Source organism: Tsuneonella sp. HG222 (assembly GCF_053819185.1).
In genome coordinates, this window is sequence record NZ_JBSOQZ010000001.1 from 2,096,963 (window position 1) to 2,112,490 (window position 15,528).

Annotated in this window: 14 protein-coding genes; 6 read left to right on the forward strand and 8 right to left on the reverse strand. The window is 60.2% G+C overall.

Annotated features, from left to right (window positions below; all coding sequences use genetic code 11):
- Window positions 1-140: 140 nt before the first annotated feature.
- Entirely contained in the window at window positions 141-662 is a 522-nt protein-coding gene (locus ACWPMZ_RS10590) for a BLUF domain-containing protein (RefSeq protein WP_455703969.1), read from the reverse strand.
- 250 nt (window positions 663-912) lie between these two features.
- On the opposite strand from ACWPMZ_RS10590, the gene ACWPMZ_RS10595 reads away from it, so the two are divergent.
- Entirely contained in the window at window positions 913-1,566 is a 654-nt protein-coding gene (locus tag ACWPMZ_RS10595) for a PilZ domain-containing protein (protein ID WP_455703970.1), read from the forward strand.
- Between the two features lie 144 nt (window positions 1,567-1,710).
- Here ACWPMZ_RS10595 and ACWPMZ_RS10600 read toward each other — a convergent pair whose 3' ends face one another.
- Together ACWPMZ_RS10600 and ACWPMZ_RS10605 are read right to left on the reverse strand one after the other, a co-directional pair.
- The gene (locus tag ACWPMZ_RS10600; protein ID WP_455703971.1) at window positions 1,711-2,409 is read right to left on the reverse strand and encodes a response regulator transcription factor; all 699 of its coding nucleotides are present in this window, start codon (window positions 2,407-2,409) and stop codon (window positions 1,711-1,713) included.
- The gene (locus ACWPMZ_RS10605) at window positions 2,402-3,952 is read right to left on the reverse strand and encodes a PAS domain-containing sensor histidine kinase (RefSeq protein WP_455703972.1); all 1,551 of its coding nucleotides are present in this window, start codon (window positions 3,950-3,952) and stop codon (window positions 2,402-2,404) included. Before ACWPMZ_RS10605 ends, ACWPMZ_RS10600 begins: the two co-directional genes overlap by 8 nt.
- 969 nt (window positions 3,953-4,921) lie before the next feature.
- Between ACWPMZ_RS10605 and ACWPMZ_RS10610 the strand changes: the two genes are divergently transcribed.
- The 5 genes from ACWPMZ_RS10610 to ACWPMZ_RS10630 all read left to right on the forward strand — a co-directional run bounded on the left by ACWPMZ_RS10610 (window position 4,922) and on the right by ACWPMZ_RS10630 (window position 9,916).
- Complete coding sequence (locus tag ACWPMZ_RS10610; RefSeq protein ID WP_455703973.1) at window positions 4,922-5,224, forward strand: hypothetical protein; 303 nt, start codon at window positions 4,922-4,924, stop codon at window positions 5,222-5,224.
- A 291-nt stretch (window positions 5,225-5,515) separates the two neighbouring features.
- Complete coding sequence (locus ACWPMZ_RS10615) at window positions 5,516-6,886, forward strand: site-specific DNA-methyltransferase (protein ID WP_455703974.1); 1,371 nt, start codon at window positions 5,516-5,518, stop codon at window positions 6,884-6,886.
- 117 nt (window positions 6,887-7,003) lie between these two features.
- The gene (locus ACWPMZ_RS10620; RefSeq protein WP_455703975.1) at window positions 7,004-7,534 is read left to right on the forward strand and encodes a DUF5681 domain-containing protein; all 531 of its coding nucleotides are present in this window, start codon (window positions 7,004-7,006) and stop codon (window positions 7,532-7,534) included.
- A complete protein-coding gene (gene terL, locus ACWPMZ_RS10625; RefSeq protein WP_455703976.1) occupies window positions 7,531-8,988 on the forward strand; it encodes a phage terminase large subunit in 1,458 nt (485 codons plus the stop codon). Before ACWPMZ_RS10620 ends, terL begins: the two co-directional genes overlap by 4 nt.
- Window positions 8,989-9,412: 424 nt before the next feature.
- Window positions 9,413-9,916, forward strand: a complete 504-nt coding sequence (locus ACWPMZ_RS10630) for a MucR family transcriptional regulator (RefSeq protein WP_455703977.1) — start codon at window positions 9,413-9,415, stop codon at window positions 9,914-9,916.
- 15 nt (window positions 9,917-9,931) lie between these two features.
- On the opposite strand, the gene ACWPMZ_RS10635 is transcribed toward ACWPMZ_RS10630, so the two are convergent.
- From ACWPMZ_RS10635 to ACWPMZ_RS10655, 5 genes are all read right to left on the reverse strand, one after another.
- Window positions 9,932-10,822: a bestrophin family protein gene (locus ACWPMZ_RS10635; protein ID WP_455703978.1), complete on the reverse strand. Its 891-nt coding sequence runs from the start codon at window positions 10,820-10,822 to the stop codon at window positions 9,932-9,934.
- Between the two features lie 208 nt (window positions 10,823-11,030).
- Entirely contained in the window at window positions 11,031-12,269 is a 1,239-nt protein-coding gene (locus tag ACWPMZ_RS10640) for an NAD(P)/FAD-dependent oxidoreductase (protein WP_455703979.1), read from the reverse strand.
- A 3-nt stretch (window positions 12,270-12,272) separates the two neighbouring features.
- Window positions 12,273-12,590, reverse strand: coding sequence for a 2Fe-2S iron-sulfur cluster-binding protein (locus ACWPMZ_RS10645; protein ID WP_455703980.1), 318 nt, complete (start codon window positions 12,588-12,590; stop codon window positions 12,273-12,275).
- Window positions 12,590-13,702, reverse strand: coding sequence for an S-(hydroxymethyl)glutathione dehydrogenase/class III alcohol dehydrogenase (locus ACWPMZ_RS10650; protein WP_455703981.1), 1,113 nt, complete (start codon window positions 13,700-13,702; stop codon window positions 12,590-12,592). The genes ACWPMZ_RS10645 and ACWPMZ_RS10650 overlap by 1 nt, the downstream gene beginning before the upstream one ends.
- A gap of 248 nt (window positions 13,703-13,950) precedes the next feature.
- Window positions 13,951-15,363 (reverse strand): aldehyde dehydrogenase family protein, encoded by a 1,413-nt coding sequence (locus ACWPMZ_RS10655; protein WP_455703982.1) that lies wholly within the window; start codon window positions 15,361-15,363, stop codon window positions 13,951-13,953.
- Window positions 15,364-15,528: the final 165 nt, after the last annotated feature.

Sequence of the window (15,528 nt, forward strand, 5' to 3'; positions counted from 1 at the left end):
GAGGAGGGGCCGCACTGTTTGTGATCCACGGACTTCCTTGCTGGTGCGTTGGATAGGTTGTCCATTGTTCTTGTTCCATGGGTTTGGGTTGCGCAAAGGCGGCGCCGGCGACCCTCATTAGAAGGTTCAAGACGCGTCAGTTATTCCTCACTCATCGACAGTCGATCCTCGGTCCGAAAGGACTTCATGATCGATAGTAAATCGGCAATACCGCGCTCGGATCCACGGAGGGCCTCCAACACTGGCTGCTTGATTGAACGCCCAATAAACAAGGAGGGCCCGGCATAGCCAAGAGCCCAACCTGAAAATCGACGCTTCGACAGCCTGCCTTGCTTCAGAATACATATATTTGTATGCCGCGGATCGCGAGAAATGCTCGCCATAATCTCTTCCACAAGGGCTTGATCACCCTCAAGCGATTGCGCAAATCGCCCTCCTGCAAAAAGCAGACATCCACTAACATTTGCGATCTCGTTTCGTCGGCGGCTGACGCTAACGATGTTTTCGACGGCCGCATCCGCTTCCGCTCCCCAAACGAGGCTTTGACTTGCATAGAGAAGACCAAACAATGCCATCGTTACCGTCCAGGGATCCTTGAACGCGCCCCAAACCAGAGATCTGAGATGCTGATTACATTTCGACGCCACGGCGAAAATCGCCATCGCGAGTGCAGGGACCGTCTCTCACGCCTTACCGAGCAGAACAATACGTTGAAAGTACGCGATTCGCATTTATGTATCCGTTACTAATCCGTAATCGCGTCGAAGCTCGGATTGGTTTAGATATTGTTGATTAGCTCTGCAGTTGTCATGCGGTCTTTATCACAGTTCGCAATGTTGTAGGCGAGTCTGAGTACTAGATCGCCGGGAGCGTCCTGTGAGAAATCGAAATCTGGCATCGTTCGAAACTTGGATGGTAACGTCGCATATTCCGTTTACCACCATCGGCCAGCGCCGCGCCGAGGCTCGGTCGGCAACCGTCCTTCGTCCCGTACTCGTTCAGGTGGGGTCCTTCTCCGGCTTTTGCCTAGTACGTAATCTTTCGCCGAACGGCATGATGGGAGACATTTACGCGAATTTCCGCGTCGGCCTTACGATGCGCGTACAATTTGCCGCTTCTAATGTTTGTGGAACTATCGTGTGGTGTCGCGACGGGCGAGCCGGGGTGCGGTTCATAGAACCCATCGACCTGGAGACGACCCTTAAGGCGCTTGGATTGAGGACCGTTGCAGGTAGGCCGGGCAGGGCGCCACGTTTAAAAATCCGGTGCGCAGCCGAGATAAACAACGGCAAAAGCCTACTCTCCGTCTCGGTGAGAGACATTTCACAGCGCGGTCTGAATGTCGACGGAGCCTCCGTCAAAAATGGAGAAGAGGTTCTTGTTCGCTTGCCTGGGTTGCAGGTCCGCAAGGCGATCGTTCGCTGGGCAATATCAGGCTCCATGGGCCTGAATTTTTTACGGCCTATTTCAATAGAAGAATTGGCGACATGGACAGTCCAGCAGCAAATGAATGACGGGAACTTGGAGCCATTTGCCGCCTCGATCGCGCACGGGCTTCCGGCTTAAAACGCCGCCCAACGGGCCTTAAACTACCCTGGATCAACGTATCTCAAGACGCTGGCGTGACAAAGGTGTTGTAGCGCGGAACCGCAGCAACAGTTTCGAGAACAAGGCCGTACGGTTTCCTAGAATATCATATTCCCAATATTCTCATGCCTGCGGTGCACCAACTTCAGCCAGCATCGCGAGGTGCAAGACATCCGCGATCGAATTAGCACCCAACCGCTCCATCATCCTCGCCCGATGCATCTCAACCGTTCGAACACTTAAGCTAAGGGAGTTAGCGATAACCTTATTGGACTGTCCATCGATAAGTCCCTCCATGACATCACGTTCGCGTGGACTCAGGGTCGCTACGAGGGACGCAGCATTAACTCGCTTGCGCTCAGCATCCGCTCGCTCGGGAAGGCTCGCAAATACCTCCTCTAGCGTTTCGATAAGCGCCGCGTCGGAAAAGGGCTTTTCAAGAAAATCGGCCGCTCCTGCCTTCATGGCTTCGACTGCTACATCTACCTCACCGTGACCCGTAATGATCACAACGGGCAGTCGACGCGTACGTGCACCCAATTCAGCAAGGACCGACATCCCATCCCGGCCTGGCATCCTCAAGTCGAGCAACACACACCCTGGCGCCAATGAATCAGCTTCTTCCAGAAGGTCTGCCCCACAGATAAACGCGCGAGCTTCGAACCCTGCCGTGGACAACGCGAAGAAAAGAGAGCGGCGGACCATGCTGTCATCGTCAACAATATACACATGTTTGCGTGAGCTTCGAACGGGATGCTCGCGCGTCGAGAAAGGCGCGTAAGCTCCTGCCAGCCTGCCCTGAGTGGCGCTCTCATCAGGCATCAACTGCCTCCTCCTGGCTTGACGTCATAGGCATAGAGAAGCAGAACCGAGAGCCTGATCGATTGCTGTTTTCTAACCAGATTCGCCCGCCGTGTCGCTCCACAATGGTCCGACAGATAGCTAGACCCAACCCGCTGCCACCATGCTTTGTAGAGTCAGTCCAGGTGAAAATATTTTGGGCAGCCTCGGCAGAAAGGCCTGGTCCATTGTCTGTAACTGCGACTACGATCTTGCCCGCCGCTTCTAAGATCTCGACGGCGACCTTCCCGTCGAACTGAACAGAGACCGCCGAGCAACCGTTCTGCACCAAGTTAATGACTACCTGTTGGATCTGAACTCGATCCCCGAGCACATGCACGTTATCCAAACCGCGTGCATCGATCGTGACATTGCAGTGCCCTACTTCTACGAGCCTTATGCATTCCAAAATAGCTTGGTTTAGGTCAAAGACAGTCAAGGGTGTGCGACCACGCCTTGTAAGCTCGCGCACATTTCGGATGACTTCGCCGGCGCGCTGGGCAGCGCCTTTTATCCCGTCAATTGCCAACGCAAGGGACGCGGCCTGGTCGGATGCGGGATCTAGCAGGCGCTCAAGGCCCGCGGCGTAACTAGATATCGCTGCAAGCGGCTGGTTGAGTTCATGAGCCAAGGTAGCGGCCATCATACCCATAGCATTTACGCGAGATGCATGTGCAATCTCGTCATGCAACAAAGCAAGTTGCTCAGCAGCAAAATGCTCCGCAGTTGCATTATAGCCTTCTAAAAATAGCCCTGTTACTCTACCATCTTCATCTTTGACGGGCTGATACACGAAGCTGACATATTCTGTTCTAGAATTTTTCTCGCCGCTGAATGTGATCGGCATTCGCTCGCCAACGAAGGGTACTCCTGTCTCGAATACATCGTCGAGGAGTTGGATGAATCCTTGAGCCTCAATCTCCGGCATAACATCCTTGACCCTACGTCCGATAAAGTTTTTCCGCCCGACCAGACGCTCGTAGGTTTCGTTTGCGAAGATAAAGCGGTGGTCCTTACCAGCGGTTGCCGCAATTATGCCCGGCGCTTTCGCATAAAGCTCATTAAATTCAAGACGTTGTTGAATCAGTCTATCTATGCGGCCGCTAACCTCGACAAAGCATATAAAATGCTGGCGGGTGATACCCTCACGGTCATTTACGGGGCTGAAGAATACGGTCGCTAAATACTCGCTCCCGTCAGCACGTCTGCATCGTGCCTCGATTGTACCACTCGTCTTCTCATCTAAGGCCGATTCAATTGTCGAACCGGTACGGTCGTCCACGATTTCCTTGAGAAGAAATGCGACGCCCTTTCCCATTATTTCCGCTCGGGTGAATCCCGTCAGCGAAAAAAAACTGTCGTTTGCGAAAACTAGAGGGTGGCGATTAATTTGCGCGTCAGTGAAAATCATGGCCATGCGCGTAGTTTCGGCAGCGATCACAAATGGCCCTAGGGCATCGCGAAAATCGGCTATGCGCGCTTCACCCGCCAGCTGCGCTCCTCGAGCTCCTGCATCTAGTTCCATGTGAGGCACCTGTGTGCTCCAAAGCTAAGTAGAGTCCTTACGCAAGGTCACGCGGAGGAGTTACAGAAGAAATACGGTAAGCGAGCGTGCGTGGCGGCTCTGTATGCGCCCATATCCTCGTTAAAACGACCCCGATGCGGTACCGGCGAGGCAGATAATCGGGGTATGGCAATGCCAACCTTTCTCACCCGAGAAACAAACGTTCCCGACCGGTCCGTTTGACAGGTCGCCAACGTCCTCGCGGGGCGTCAGCCGCCTGCGCTCAACCTCCAACAACTGGTCCAGATGGACCTGCCGCTCGAATGGTCGCGTCAGCACGAAGTGCTCGGCTGGCCCGATCCGACGTAACCCTATTATGGCGAGCAAGCGCCCTGTTCGGCGCGATCACCTCCTGTTACGCCGATTAAGTTGCCTGTTCTGCCGAATAACAGGGAAACGGGATTTTGCCGCTTTAAGTGATGGTAATGGCGCGGATAAATCTGGTGGCCATTGGCAAGATTGGCCAAATCGGCCTGATTTGCGGGCGAAGATTTATATCTTTCCCTGTTCTTCCCTGAAAAGCAGGGAAACCGTACCGATGCTCATCGGCGCGGAGACTGGCCCGCGAAGCCGGCCTGAAGCTGGCCAAGATAGGAGCCAGCAAGCCGAGCCGTGACGGGTTGGCGCGCGCTGTGCGGCCTGTTCCGCGGCCTTGCGCGGGGGGGCCTGTAAACGGAGACAAATGCTGGGAGTTCATGGCGGAGGATGCAGTCTGCTGCGAACTGCTCTCCACTCTGCATTCCCTGAAACACGGGAATTTACAGGGAAAACACGTCGTCCGAGGCCCCATTTCGAGATTCTGAACTGCTGACACCCGCAGAAATCAGCCATTCCGTCGAGCGCTTTCCCTAGACCACGAACAGCGAATTATCTTGCGCGAACAGGGAGTGCGCCGGGAGCATCAGGGATGGATCATAAGCGAACAAGGAAGTGCAGACGGACCCGTTAGCTTTAGCCTGCGTGCCGGATGACACGGCCGGTGGAACTGCACAGGACGCACTCATCAATCAGACGTTCGAAACTGGCGGCGCCGGCAAGTTCGATGTTGTGTTTACCAGCTTTCCCGAGATCGCCGAGAGCGAGGCGTTCAGCGATGCACTGGTCACGAACTGGTTGAGGAGAGAGGCGTTGAACGAACGCTCTCATTTAGTTGAAGCTGGCCATGTCGCCGCGTGCTTCCGCCTTGAGACTTTGACCCCTCATTTCCAGGCCTCGGTTCTAAAATGTGCCTAGCTTTATATCAGGGAATTTGGGCCGCAAAACAGGGAACTGGTTGAGCAAAGACGGTTAACACCTTGGTAATGGCTAGAAAATTTGTTCGCGGCACCCTTGACGTTGACCGGAGTACGACAGATACTCGGTTCGTCTCTAACGCAGATTAGCGCCGCGTTCGCGCGGAACAGCAGCAGCAGAAGGGGCAACTTCACCCAGCCACGCATTTGCGGGCGGGATGGTGGTTGTCTGCTTAGGTGCTGCTCGCCTCTGTCTCGTCGCCTTGCTGGCCAAGCAATGCGAGACATTACCATGCGCAAATCCAAATCCGCTCGGGAAGCCACCTCCCTCCCCAATCAGCTGACCGCGCTCGAGCAGCGGCTCGGGCCGATCGAGTACCGCTCGGTCAGCGCCTTGGCGAGCTACGAGAACAATCCGCGCAAGCATCCCGAAAAGCAGCTTACCAAGTTGACCGCGTCGATCCGTGAGTTCGGTTTCGTGGCTCCGGTTCTGATCGACGAGAACGGCACCATCATTGCTGGCGAAGCCCGGGTCACCGCGGCCAAGCGCCTTGGTATCGGCGAAGTCCCGGTGATCGTCGCTCATCACTTGAGCCCCGCTCAGGTGCGCGCCTATCGCTTAGCGGACAACCGGCTGGCCGAACTGGCCAAGTGGGACGACGAGGCGCTCGCGATCGAACTGGCGGCGATCATTGAATGCGACGAAGCGCCGATCGAGATCCTCGGTTGGGAAACGGCGGAGATCGATCTGATTCTGGATGGCGCCAGCGATCAGGGCAATTCGACTGATCCGGCGGACGAGCAGGCCGAGCAGCCAGCCGCCCCGATCTCTCGCGAAGGCGACTTGTGGCTCCTTAGCGGGCACCGCCTGCTGTGCGGCTCCAGCCTCGAAGCGGCGAGCTGGGCCCTGCTCCTCGGCGACGAGTTGGCGGCGATGGTGTTCACTGATCCGCCGTACAACGTCCCTGTCTCGGGGCATGTCTGCGGCCTCGGCAAGGTCAGCCACGCCGAGTTCGCCATGGCTTCGGGCGAGATGTCGAAGACCGAGTTCACCGCCTTCCTCGCCGACTTCATCGGTAAGCTGGTGCCGCATTTGAAGGATGGGGCCGTGCTCGACCTGTGCATGGATCACCGGCACATCGTCGAACTGTCGCAGGCGATTGAGGCCAATGGCCTTTCGATGCTGAACCTGTGCGTGTGGAACAAGACCAACGGGGGCATGGGTTCGCTCTATCGCTCGAAGCACGAGCTGATCTTCATCGCCAAAAAGGGCAAGGCGCCGCACACCAACAACGTCGAGCTCGGCAAGCACGGTCGCTACCGCACCAACGTGTGGGATTATGCCGGCGTCAACACCTTCGGGAAGGCCCGGATGGCCGACCTGGCGGATCATCCGACGGTCAAGCCGGTCGCGCTCGTTGCCGATGCGATCCGCGACGTTAGCCTGCCCGGCGAGATCGTGCTCGATGCCTTCATGGGGTCGGGCACGACCATCCTCGCGGCAGAGCGGACAAAGCGGCGGGGTTTCGGGATCGAGATCGCGCCCGGCTACGTCGACGTGGCGATCCGCCGCTGGCAGGCGATGACGGGCCAGGGAGCGGTGTTGGAGAGTACTGGCCGGACCTTCGCCGAGGTCGCCGATGAACGCACCAACGCGGCCTAGGCAGGTGACGCGTTGGCCAGCGCCCACGCCGAACCGGTCCCCACTGACAACTGAGAAGTGGGCCCGGTGCGATGAACGCGCCGGGCCTTACTTGCATCCAGATCCAGGAGAATTCCCATGGCCATCGTTTCCATCGCTGCGAAGAAAGCGGCTGCCCAGAGTACGTCCCTGCCCCCCGTCCGCAAGCGCACCCGTCCCGTTCCGCAACCCGATCGCATCCCTCCAGCTGAAAGCGTGATTGACCCGCCGGCCACGGAGCCCGACTACACCGTCGGGTACGGCAAACCGCCCAAGCACTCTCAGTTCAAGGCCGGCCAGTCGGGCAACCCCAAGGGTCGGCCGAAGGCGGCAAAAGGGCTCAACTTGCTTGTCCGCGATACGCTGACGCAGAAGGTCGCCGTTCGCACCGCTAAAGGAGAAAAGAAGATCAGCCGCATCGAGGCCGTCCTTCAAAAGACGGTCGAGCAGGCCATGAAGGGCAACCCACGCGCCCTCGCCGAGCTGCTCAAGCTCTATGCCAATGCGGTTCCCGATCAGAAGCACGACGCCGAACACTGTGACCGAGACGAGGACCTGACGGCCACCGACATCGCGACCCTCGAGGAGCTGCGGCAGCTGCTGATTGGCGAGCAGGAGCAAACGCGATGAAGCTCAAACCGAACACTCTGGCAGCAGCTCGCCGCCAACATTTCCATTTGTTCCTTATAAAAGCATTCGAGACCCTTCACCCGGGTGATCCCGTGCTTGAGCTCGCCTGGTATCTGAAGGCGATCTGCCATGCCGTGGCGCAGGTCCATTCGGGCGAAGAACGGCGGCTCGTTGTGACCGTGCCGCCCCGGCATCTCAAGTCGGTCGCGGTCTCGGTGGCTTTTGTTGCATGGGAACTGGGTCACAATCCCAAGGCGAAGATCATGGTCGCGAGCTACAGCCAGGACCTCGCGCGCCACCACTCCAACCAGACCCGCAAGATCATGGAAAGCGAATGGTACCGCCGGGACTTTCCGGGAACGCGCATCAGCGATCGCGGCAACCGCGCGCTGGAGCTCGAGACTACTGCCGGTGGTGTCCGCAAGGCGGTGTCGGTGGGCGGTTCGATCACCGGCTTTGGCGCCGACATCATCATTGTCGACGACTGCATGAAGGCCGATGAGGCGAAGAGCCCGACAGTGCGCCAAGATCTGCGCAATTGGTTCGACAACACGCTGCTGAGCCGGCTCAACGACAAGGCGACCGGCCGGATCATCTCTATCCAGCAGCGGCTCCATGAAGACGACTTGTCGGCCTACATGTTCGATAAGGGATACCGGCATCTCAATCTGCCGGCCATTGCCGAGACGGAGGAGGAGGTCGACGTCGGCGCGGGCCGCACGCACCACCGGCGGGTAGGTGACCTTCTCAATCCGTCGCGCGAGTCCAAGGAAACGCTTGATCAGCTGAGGCGCGACTTGGGGCCCGTGGTATTCTCAGCCCAGTACCAGCAGGAACCTGTCACCGCCGATGGCAACATGATCCGCATGGAGTGGTTCGGGACCTACGACGAGGCCCCTCCCCGCCACCGGTTCATCAAGGTCGTTCAGAGCTGGGATACTGGCATGACCGCCCAACCGACGAGCGACTGGTCCGTGTGCACGACTTGGGGGTTCGAGCTCGAGAGCCACAAGTGGTACCTGCTCGACGTCTTCCGCAAGCGCCTGGATTATCCCGACCTCAAGCGCGCGGTTGTCGATCTGCGTCGGAGATACAGAGCAGACAAGTTGATCATGGAGGAGGCTGGTAGCGGGTACGCCCTCTATCAGGACCTCCGCAGTACGGGCGACTTCAGACCAATCATGATTAGGTCCGTCGCGAGCAAGGAGGAGCGCTTCAATGGCTGCCTGGGAGAGGTCGAGGCGGGCCATTTCCTGCTGCCCAGAGAGGCGGCTTGGCTCGATGCATTCAGGTTCGAGCTGAAGGCATTCCCGCAGGGAAAACACGACGACCAGGTCGACAGCTTCAGCCAGTTCGTGAAACATCAGATGGCCAACTGGCGGTGGGTTTTGACGGAGCGGACGCTGGAGAGGAGGGTTCGGAATATCGTGCGGCTGAAACAACGGCCGTGGTGAATTCGTGGGAAGAGCGCTCTGGCAAGCGATCTATGATTCCATTTCTACGTCATTGTTCTCAACGCCCATAACCTCCGGGCGTCACTACCGTATGGGCCACTTCGGCATATCCACGTGGCGGAGATCTTGTTCCGCCCCTGTCCGAGGTTTGAACCTTCAGCGTGCGGGCAGCTATGCGCCCTTCTGCGCCGGTCAGGAGGTTTAGGTTGGTGCTCTAAAGCAGCCACCCAAACAGCGAGACACCCGTGGCAGCAACACGATCAAGGCTAACGCGACGACGGCCGCTATCGCAACGAATGTAGCCGCCGGGTTATGCGTGTATATCAGCATGGCAGCAACTGGAGCGATCAGCAGTCCCGAACTTTGAGCGGCCGACGTCATGCCCGTGACGGAACCTTGCATTTCGCGTGAATTGGCCAGCGATATGCCCGACGCTGCCGCCGGCATCCCAAACGCGCCGCCCGCACTGCTCACAACAAACGCCAAAGTCACGAGCGCGTATGTGTCGGCGAGGGCCACCCTTATTACGTTCGCCGCAGACATCGTTGCCGCGCACGTCAGCAACAACAGTGTGTCGGTGGAAGAAGTCACCACATTGATTGAGAACGTTTATGGAGCGCTCGCCGGTCTCGGCACGGCCCCCGCATCGGAAGTGAAGCTGGAGCCGGCGGTGTTGGTGCGTTCGTCGGTCAAGTCGGACCACATCCTCTGCTTGGAAGACGGCAAGAAGATGAAGATGCTCAAGCGCCACCTGATGACCGATCATGGCCTTACGCCGGCAGAGTATCGCGCGCGGTGGGGTCTGCCTGCGGATTATCCGATGGTCGCGCCGGAATACGAAGAGAAGCGGTGCGTGCTGGCTATGGAAATCGGCCTTGGTCGCAAGCCCGGCCAACGCGGCGGACGGCGCAAGAAGGCTGCCGCCTGAATTGGGCAACGAAAGTCAGCTGAGAAAGAAGTTCTTTGCAGTCAGGAGTTCTGGCGCAGGCTTGCCTAAGTGAGGGGCCAGGCTGATCTCAGCTGTGCGGCAAATCGCGTCCAGTGGCAGCGCGTTCGGAGTGATGCCGAATGGATGGCTCAGCTCCTCACTGACCTCGGCAAGTCCGAGAAACATGTATGCCACGATGCCGACAAAGACGGGCGTCATCCAGCCAGCAGGCCCTACCAACGCTAACGGAAGTAGCAGGCAATAGAGGTAGGTCGTTCGATAAATGAGCAGCGAGTACACGTAGGGGAGTGGAGTTGTCGCAATGCGCTCGCATCCCGCTTGCTGCTGGGACATCGATGCCAGCCTCTCGCTCAAGGCTCGTGCTCCAAATCCGTCGATTGTTTGATCAGCACAACCCGAGAGGATGATCTCGGCCATCCTATCGAGTGCGGCACACGGCGGATGCGGTGCATTGACGAGGGCATCCTTGCTAGTGCGATCCTCTAAGTCAGCAGGAATGCCGCGCAGGTTCTGACGATGCAGATGCAGGAACGCTAAGGCGACCTCCAGTAGTGCATGTTTGAGATCGCGATCGCGCACGAACACTTCAGCTTCGCGGGCGAGGCTGCGGACGTCTGCGAGCAACCCTCCCCATAACTTCCTCGCTTCCCACCATCGATCATACGCCGCGTTGTTGCGGAACCCGAGGAACAGTGAGAGCGCGATACCGAAGGTCGTGAAGCCAAAGGCGTCGACTTCCGGAAACAGTCCGAAGTATCGATGGAGTGCAACCATTGCAGCCGAGACGGCCATTAGAAACGCAACGCGAGGGGCGATGACGGGCACAATCGAGCCGCGCACCGCAAAGAGGAGTTCCATCTTTCCCGGCACATCGCGCACGATCATTGCTGGCATTTCCCAACTGAAAAATGACCCAAGTCTTTTGGACTGGGGTCAAGGTGAGTGGACGATATGGCATCATCCGTCCACGGGAGAGAAACCTGTTCATGTTTGCGATGCCATTTGTATCGTCGCGTGTGCCACTGCCAGGCGAGCAACCGGGCAAAGTGGCGGCTGACACCGAAGTTCCGATCGATGATGCTGACCTGGGTGATCAAGACTCAGGTCTCGCAGCCATCTCCTTGAGGGGGACGGCCGTGTTCGCGAGCATCGCAGGTGCTATCGCGGCCTTCGCCTCCACCAGCTTGCGGCCTTGAGCGTAATCCTTCGTTCGGTTGACACAGTCGAGCGCGATGACTTGCCCGCCCTTCAGGTAGAGCACCGAGAAGCTGCGTTCCTCCGGGTTGCCGCGCAGCACGGTGGCGTCATGGCCCAGGCTGAGGCCAACGGTCTGCAGGCGCAGGTCGTACTGGTTGGACCAGAACCACGGCACCGCCTCGTAAGGCTGCGGATCGCCGCAGATCGCGCGCGCGGCGGTGCTGGCCATGTCGTTGGCGTTCTGCACGCTCTCGAGCCGGATCACCGCCCCGCCGGCATAGGCGTTGGCGTGCGCCGCGCAGTCGCCGATCGCGTAAACGTCGGGCAGGCTGGTGCGGCACATCGGATCGACGTCGACCCCGTTGGCCCCGGCCGCGCCCGCCGCGATCAGCGGGCCGATGGAGGGCACGATGCCGATCCCGGCGACGACGAGGTCGCACTCGATGATCTCGCCGCTCGCCAGCCGCACGCCGGTGACGCGCTCCTCGCCCTCGATCGCCTCGACCTCGGCCTGCAGCAGCACCGTGACGCCGTGCGCCTCGTGCTCGGTTTCGTAGAAGCGCGACAGGTCCTCGCCCGCCACGCGCGCCAGCAGGCGATCGAGCATCTCGACCACCACCACGTCGCAGCCGAGCTTGCGCAGCACCGCCGCCGCTTCGAGGCCGATGTACCCGCCGCCAACGACCACGGCCCGCCTGGCGCCGGCCTCAAGCTCGGCGCCGAGCCGGTCGGCGTCGGCCATGTCGCGCACGGTATGCACGCCCGGCAGTTGCGCGCCGGGGCACGACAGCCGCCGGGCATCGCCGCCCGCCGCCCAGACCAGCGTGCCGTACGTCACGGTCTTGCCACCGGTCACGGTCAGCTCTTTCGCCGCCGGGTCGATCTTGCTGACGTTGGTCTGCAGCATCAGCTCGACCCAACGCTCGGCCCAGAACGCCGGCGGGCGGATCAGCATGCGCTCGAACGGCTTCTCGCCCGACAGGTATTCCTTCGACAGCGGCGGCCGCTCGTACGGCGGCTCGCTGTCGCGGCCGATCATCAGGATCGAACCCGCAAAGCCCTGCTGGCGCAGCGCGATCGCTGCCTGGGCTCCGCCGTGACCGGTCCCGACGATGACGATGTCAGCGGCGCTCATCAGTTAGTCGTCCGGAGCAATTCTGACCGTCAGACCATCGAGCTCTTCATTCATCGGGATCTGGCACGAGAGCCGCGAGGCTTTTGCGCGATGGTCAGAGCTATCGAGGAGAACGTCTTCATCCTCGTTGATCGGCGGCAAGCGATCAGCAAAGGCCGGATCGACAAAGACGTGGCAGGTGGCGCAGGATGCACACCCCCCACACAGTGCGAGGACCTCGTCTATCCCGGCATCGCGAATCGTTTCCATCAGGCTGATGCCCTTGCGGATTTCGAGATGATACTTCTCGCCCCCGCGGGTCGTGACATGAACCTGGCCCATCAGAACACCACGACGCTGCGGATGGATTCGCCAGCGTGCATCAGGTCGAAGCCCTTGTTGATCTCTTCGAGCGTCAGGACGTGGGTAATCATCGGATCGATCTCGATCTTCCCGTCCATGTACCAGTCGACGATCTTGGGCACATCGGTCCGCCCCTTGGCTCCGCCGAACGCCGTCCCGCGCCAGTTGCGGCCGGTCACAAGCTGGAAAGGCCGGGTGGCGATCTCCTTGCCCGCTTCGGCCACGCCGATAATGATCGAGGTGCCCCAGCCGCGATGACAGGCTTCGAGCGCGGTGCGCATGACTTCGGTGTTGCCGGTGCAGTCGAAGGTGTAGTCGGCCCCTCCGTCGGTCATCTCGACGATCCTGGCGACGATTGTGTCGCGATTCATCCCCGTCGTGTTGACGAAATCCGTCATGCCGAACCTGCGGCCCCACTCTTCGCGCGCGGGATTGATGTCGACGCCGATGATCCTGTTCGCGCCTGCGAGTTTCGCGCCCTGGATGACGTTGAGGCCGATCCCACCGAGCCCGAACACCACCACGTTGTCGCCGACCTGCACCTTGGCGGTGTTGGTCACCGCCCCCACGCCCGTGGTGACGCCGCAGCCGATGTAGCAGCTGGTCTTGAACGGCGCGTCCTCGCGGATCTTCGCCACGGCGATTTCCGGCAGCACGGTGAAGTTCGAGAACGTCGAACAGCCCATGTAGTGGAAGATCGTCTCCCCCTTGTAGGAGAAGCGGCTTGTGCCATCAGGCATCTGTCCCTTGCCCTGCGTCGCGCGGATCGCGGTGCACAGGTTGGTCTTGCCCGACAGGCACGACTTACACTGGCGGCATTCGGGCGTGTAGAGCGGGATCACGTGGTCGCCCGGCTTGACGCTGGTCACCCCCGGCCCGACTTCGCGCACCACGCCCGCGCCCTCGTGGCCGAGCACCGAGGGAAAGATGCCTTCGCTGTCGAGCCCGTCGAGCGTGTAGGCGTCGGTATGGCAGATGCCGGTCGCCATGATCTCGACGAGCACCTCGCCCGCATTCGGCCCCTCGAGATCGAGTTCCACGATCTCGAGCGGCTGCTTGGGGGCGAAGGCAACGGCGGCACGGGTCTTCATGAGTAAGTTCCTTTGATCCTTTGCGCCGCAATAGGTGCAACCGAACCGGGCTGCTTTTGCTGTCGCGACGATGATTTGTTTCGGAGGGACGAAAGTACACTGAGTCCGGCCCGCTCGTGTCCGACGACTGACTGAAAACTCCTTGCAGAGTCGAACTTGACAAGTCCGAGCCGCTACCTGGCCTGCAAAGCCGGGGCCGCCCGGGAGTTCATCTCTTGCTCTTGTGTCCGTTCGCAGCCGGCGCCCGATCAGGCGAGCTCGACCGCGTTGACGATGTGGGCCTGAGTGTATTCATTCAGCCCGGCTTCCCCGAGCTCGGCCCCGAGGCCCGATTGCTTGGCACCCCGGAACGGAATGGTCGGGTCGATCGCCAGGTGCTGGTTGACCCACACCGTGCCGGTGTCGATCCGCTGCGCGACCTCGAGCGCGCGCTCGAGGTCGTGGCCCCAGACCGTACCGCCGAGGCCGAATTCGGAATCGTTCGCCCGGGCGATGACTTCGTCGACGGTATCGTAGCTCAGGACCGGAAGGACCGGACCGAACTGCTCCTCGCGCACCAGCGGCGCATCGTCGGCAAGGTCGCGCACGATCGTCGGCGGGATGAAGTAACCTTCGCGATCGAGCGGGGTACCGCCGGCGATCACGGTCCCGCGTTCGCGGGCATCGGCAAGCAAGGCGTTGACGCGGTCAAACTGCATCCGGTTCTGCACAGGCCCGATCGTCGTGCCCTGCTTCGCCCCGTCGTCAACGATAGCCTGGCCGGCCAGCTCGGCGATCTCGTCGCAGAACGCGTCGTACATCGACGCGGGGACGTAGGCCCGCTTGACGGCAACGCAGATCTGGCCAGCATTGGCCATCGCGCCGTCGTAGACCTTTCTCGCCGCCAGCTTGGGATCGACGTCGTCGAGGACGATCGCCGCGTCGTTGCCGCCGAGCTCGAGCGTCACGCGCTTCACCATTGCCGCGGCCGAAGCCATGACCTTCTTGCCCGTCGCGGTCGATCCGGTGAAGGCGATCTTGTCGATCCCCGGATGGCTGGTCAGGTCGGCGCCGAGATCATTCTCGTCGCAGATGATGTTCACGACACCTGGCGGCAGGATGGCCGCGCAAATCTCACCGAACAGCAAGGTGGTCAGCGGTGTGGTCGGCGCGGGCTTTACGACCATGGTGTTACCGGTAGTCAGCGCGGGTCCGAGCTTGTTCATCAGCAGGATCAGCGGGAAGTTCCACGGCGTGATTGCGGCGCATACGCCGAGCGGCGTGCGGTGCTCGATGACCCGGTTTCCGCCTTCGTCGCGCAGCACAGTCGGTGACAGCCGGCTGTCGCGAAACGCGCGCAGGATGAACACGCAGCCAAAGATCTCGCCCATGGCCTGGTCGAGCGGCTTGCCCTGCTCGGTGGTCAGCAGGCTGGCGAACTCTGGCGCCCGGCTTTCGAGAGCGGCGGCGAGCTCCTCGAGCTTGTCGGCACGCGCTACGGCCGGCAACGCCGACCATGCCGGGAACGCTGCCCGGGCTGCGGCGACTGCCGCGTCGAGCTGCGCCTTGTCGGCCTTGGGGCAAACCGCGAACGGACGGCCGGTCGCTGGATTGATCACATCGATCGAGCCCGCACCATTCACGAGCTGGCCACCGATCAGCAGCTTGAATGCATTTTCCATTGTCAACCTTTCGAACTGGCCCGGCGCCCTGCAGCAACCAAGCGAATGCACATCCAACACATCACGCTATCAGCGTTCGTGCCGCGGTCCCGCCGCGCCCCGGATGCGGCGCTGCACGACACCCGGTGCGACCGAACTTCCGTTCCTCGGCCAGCCGGCCACATG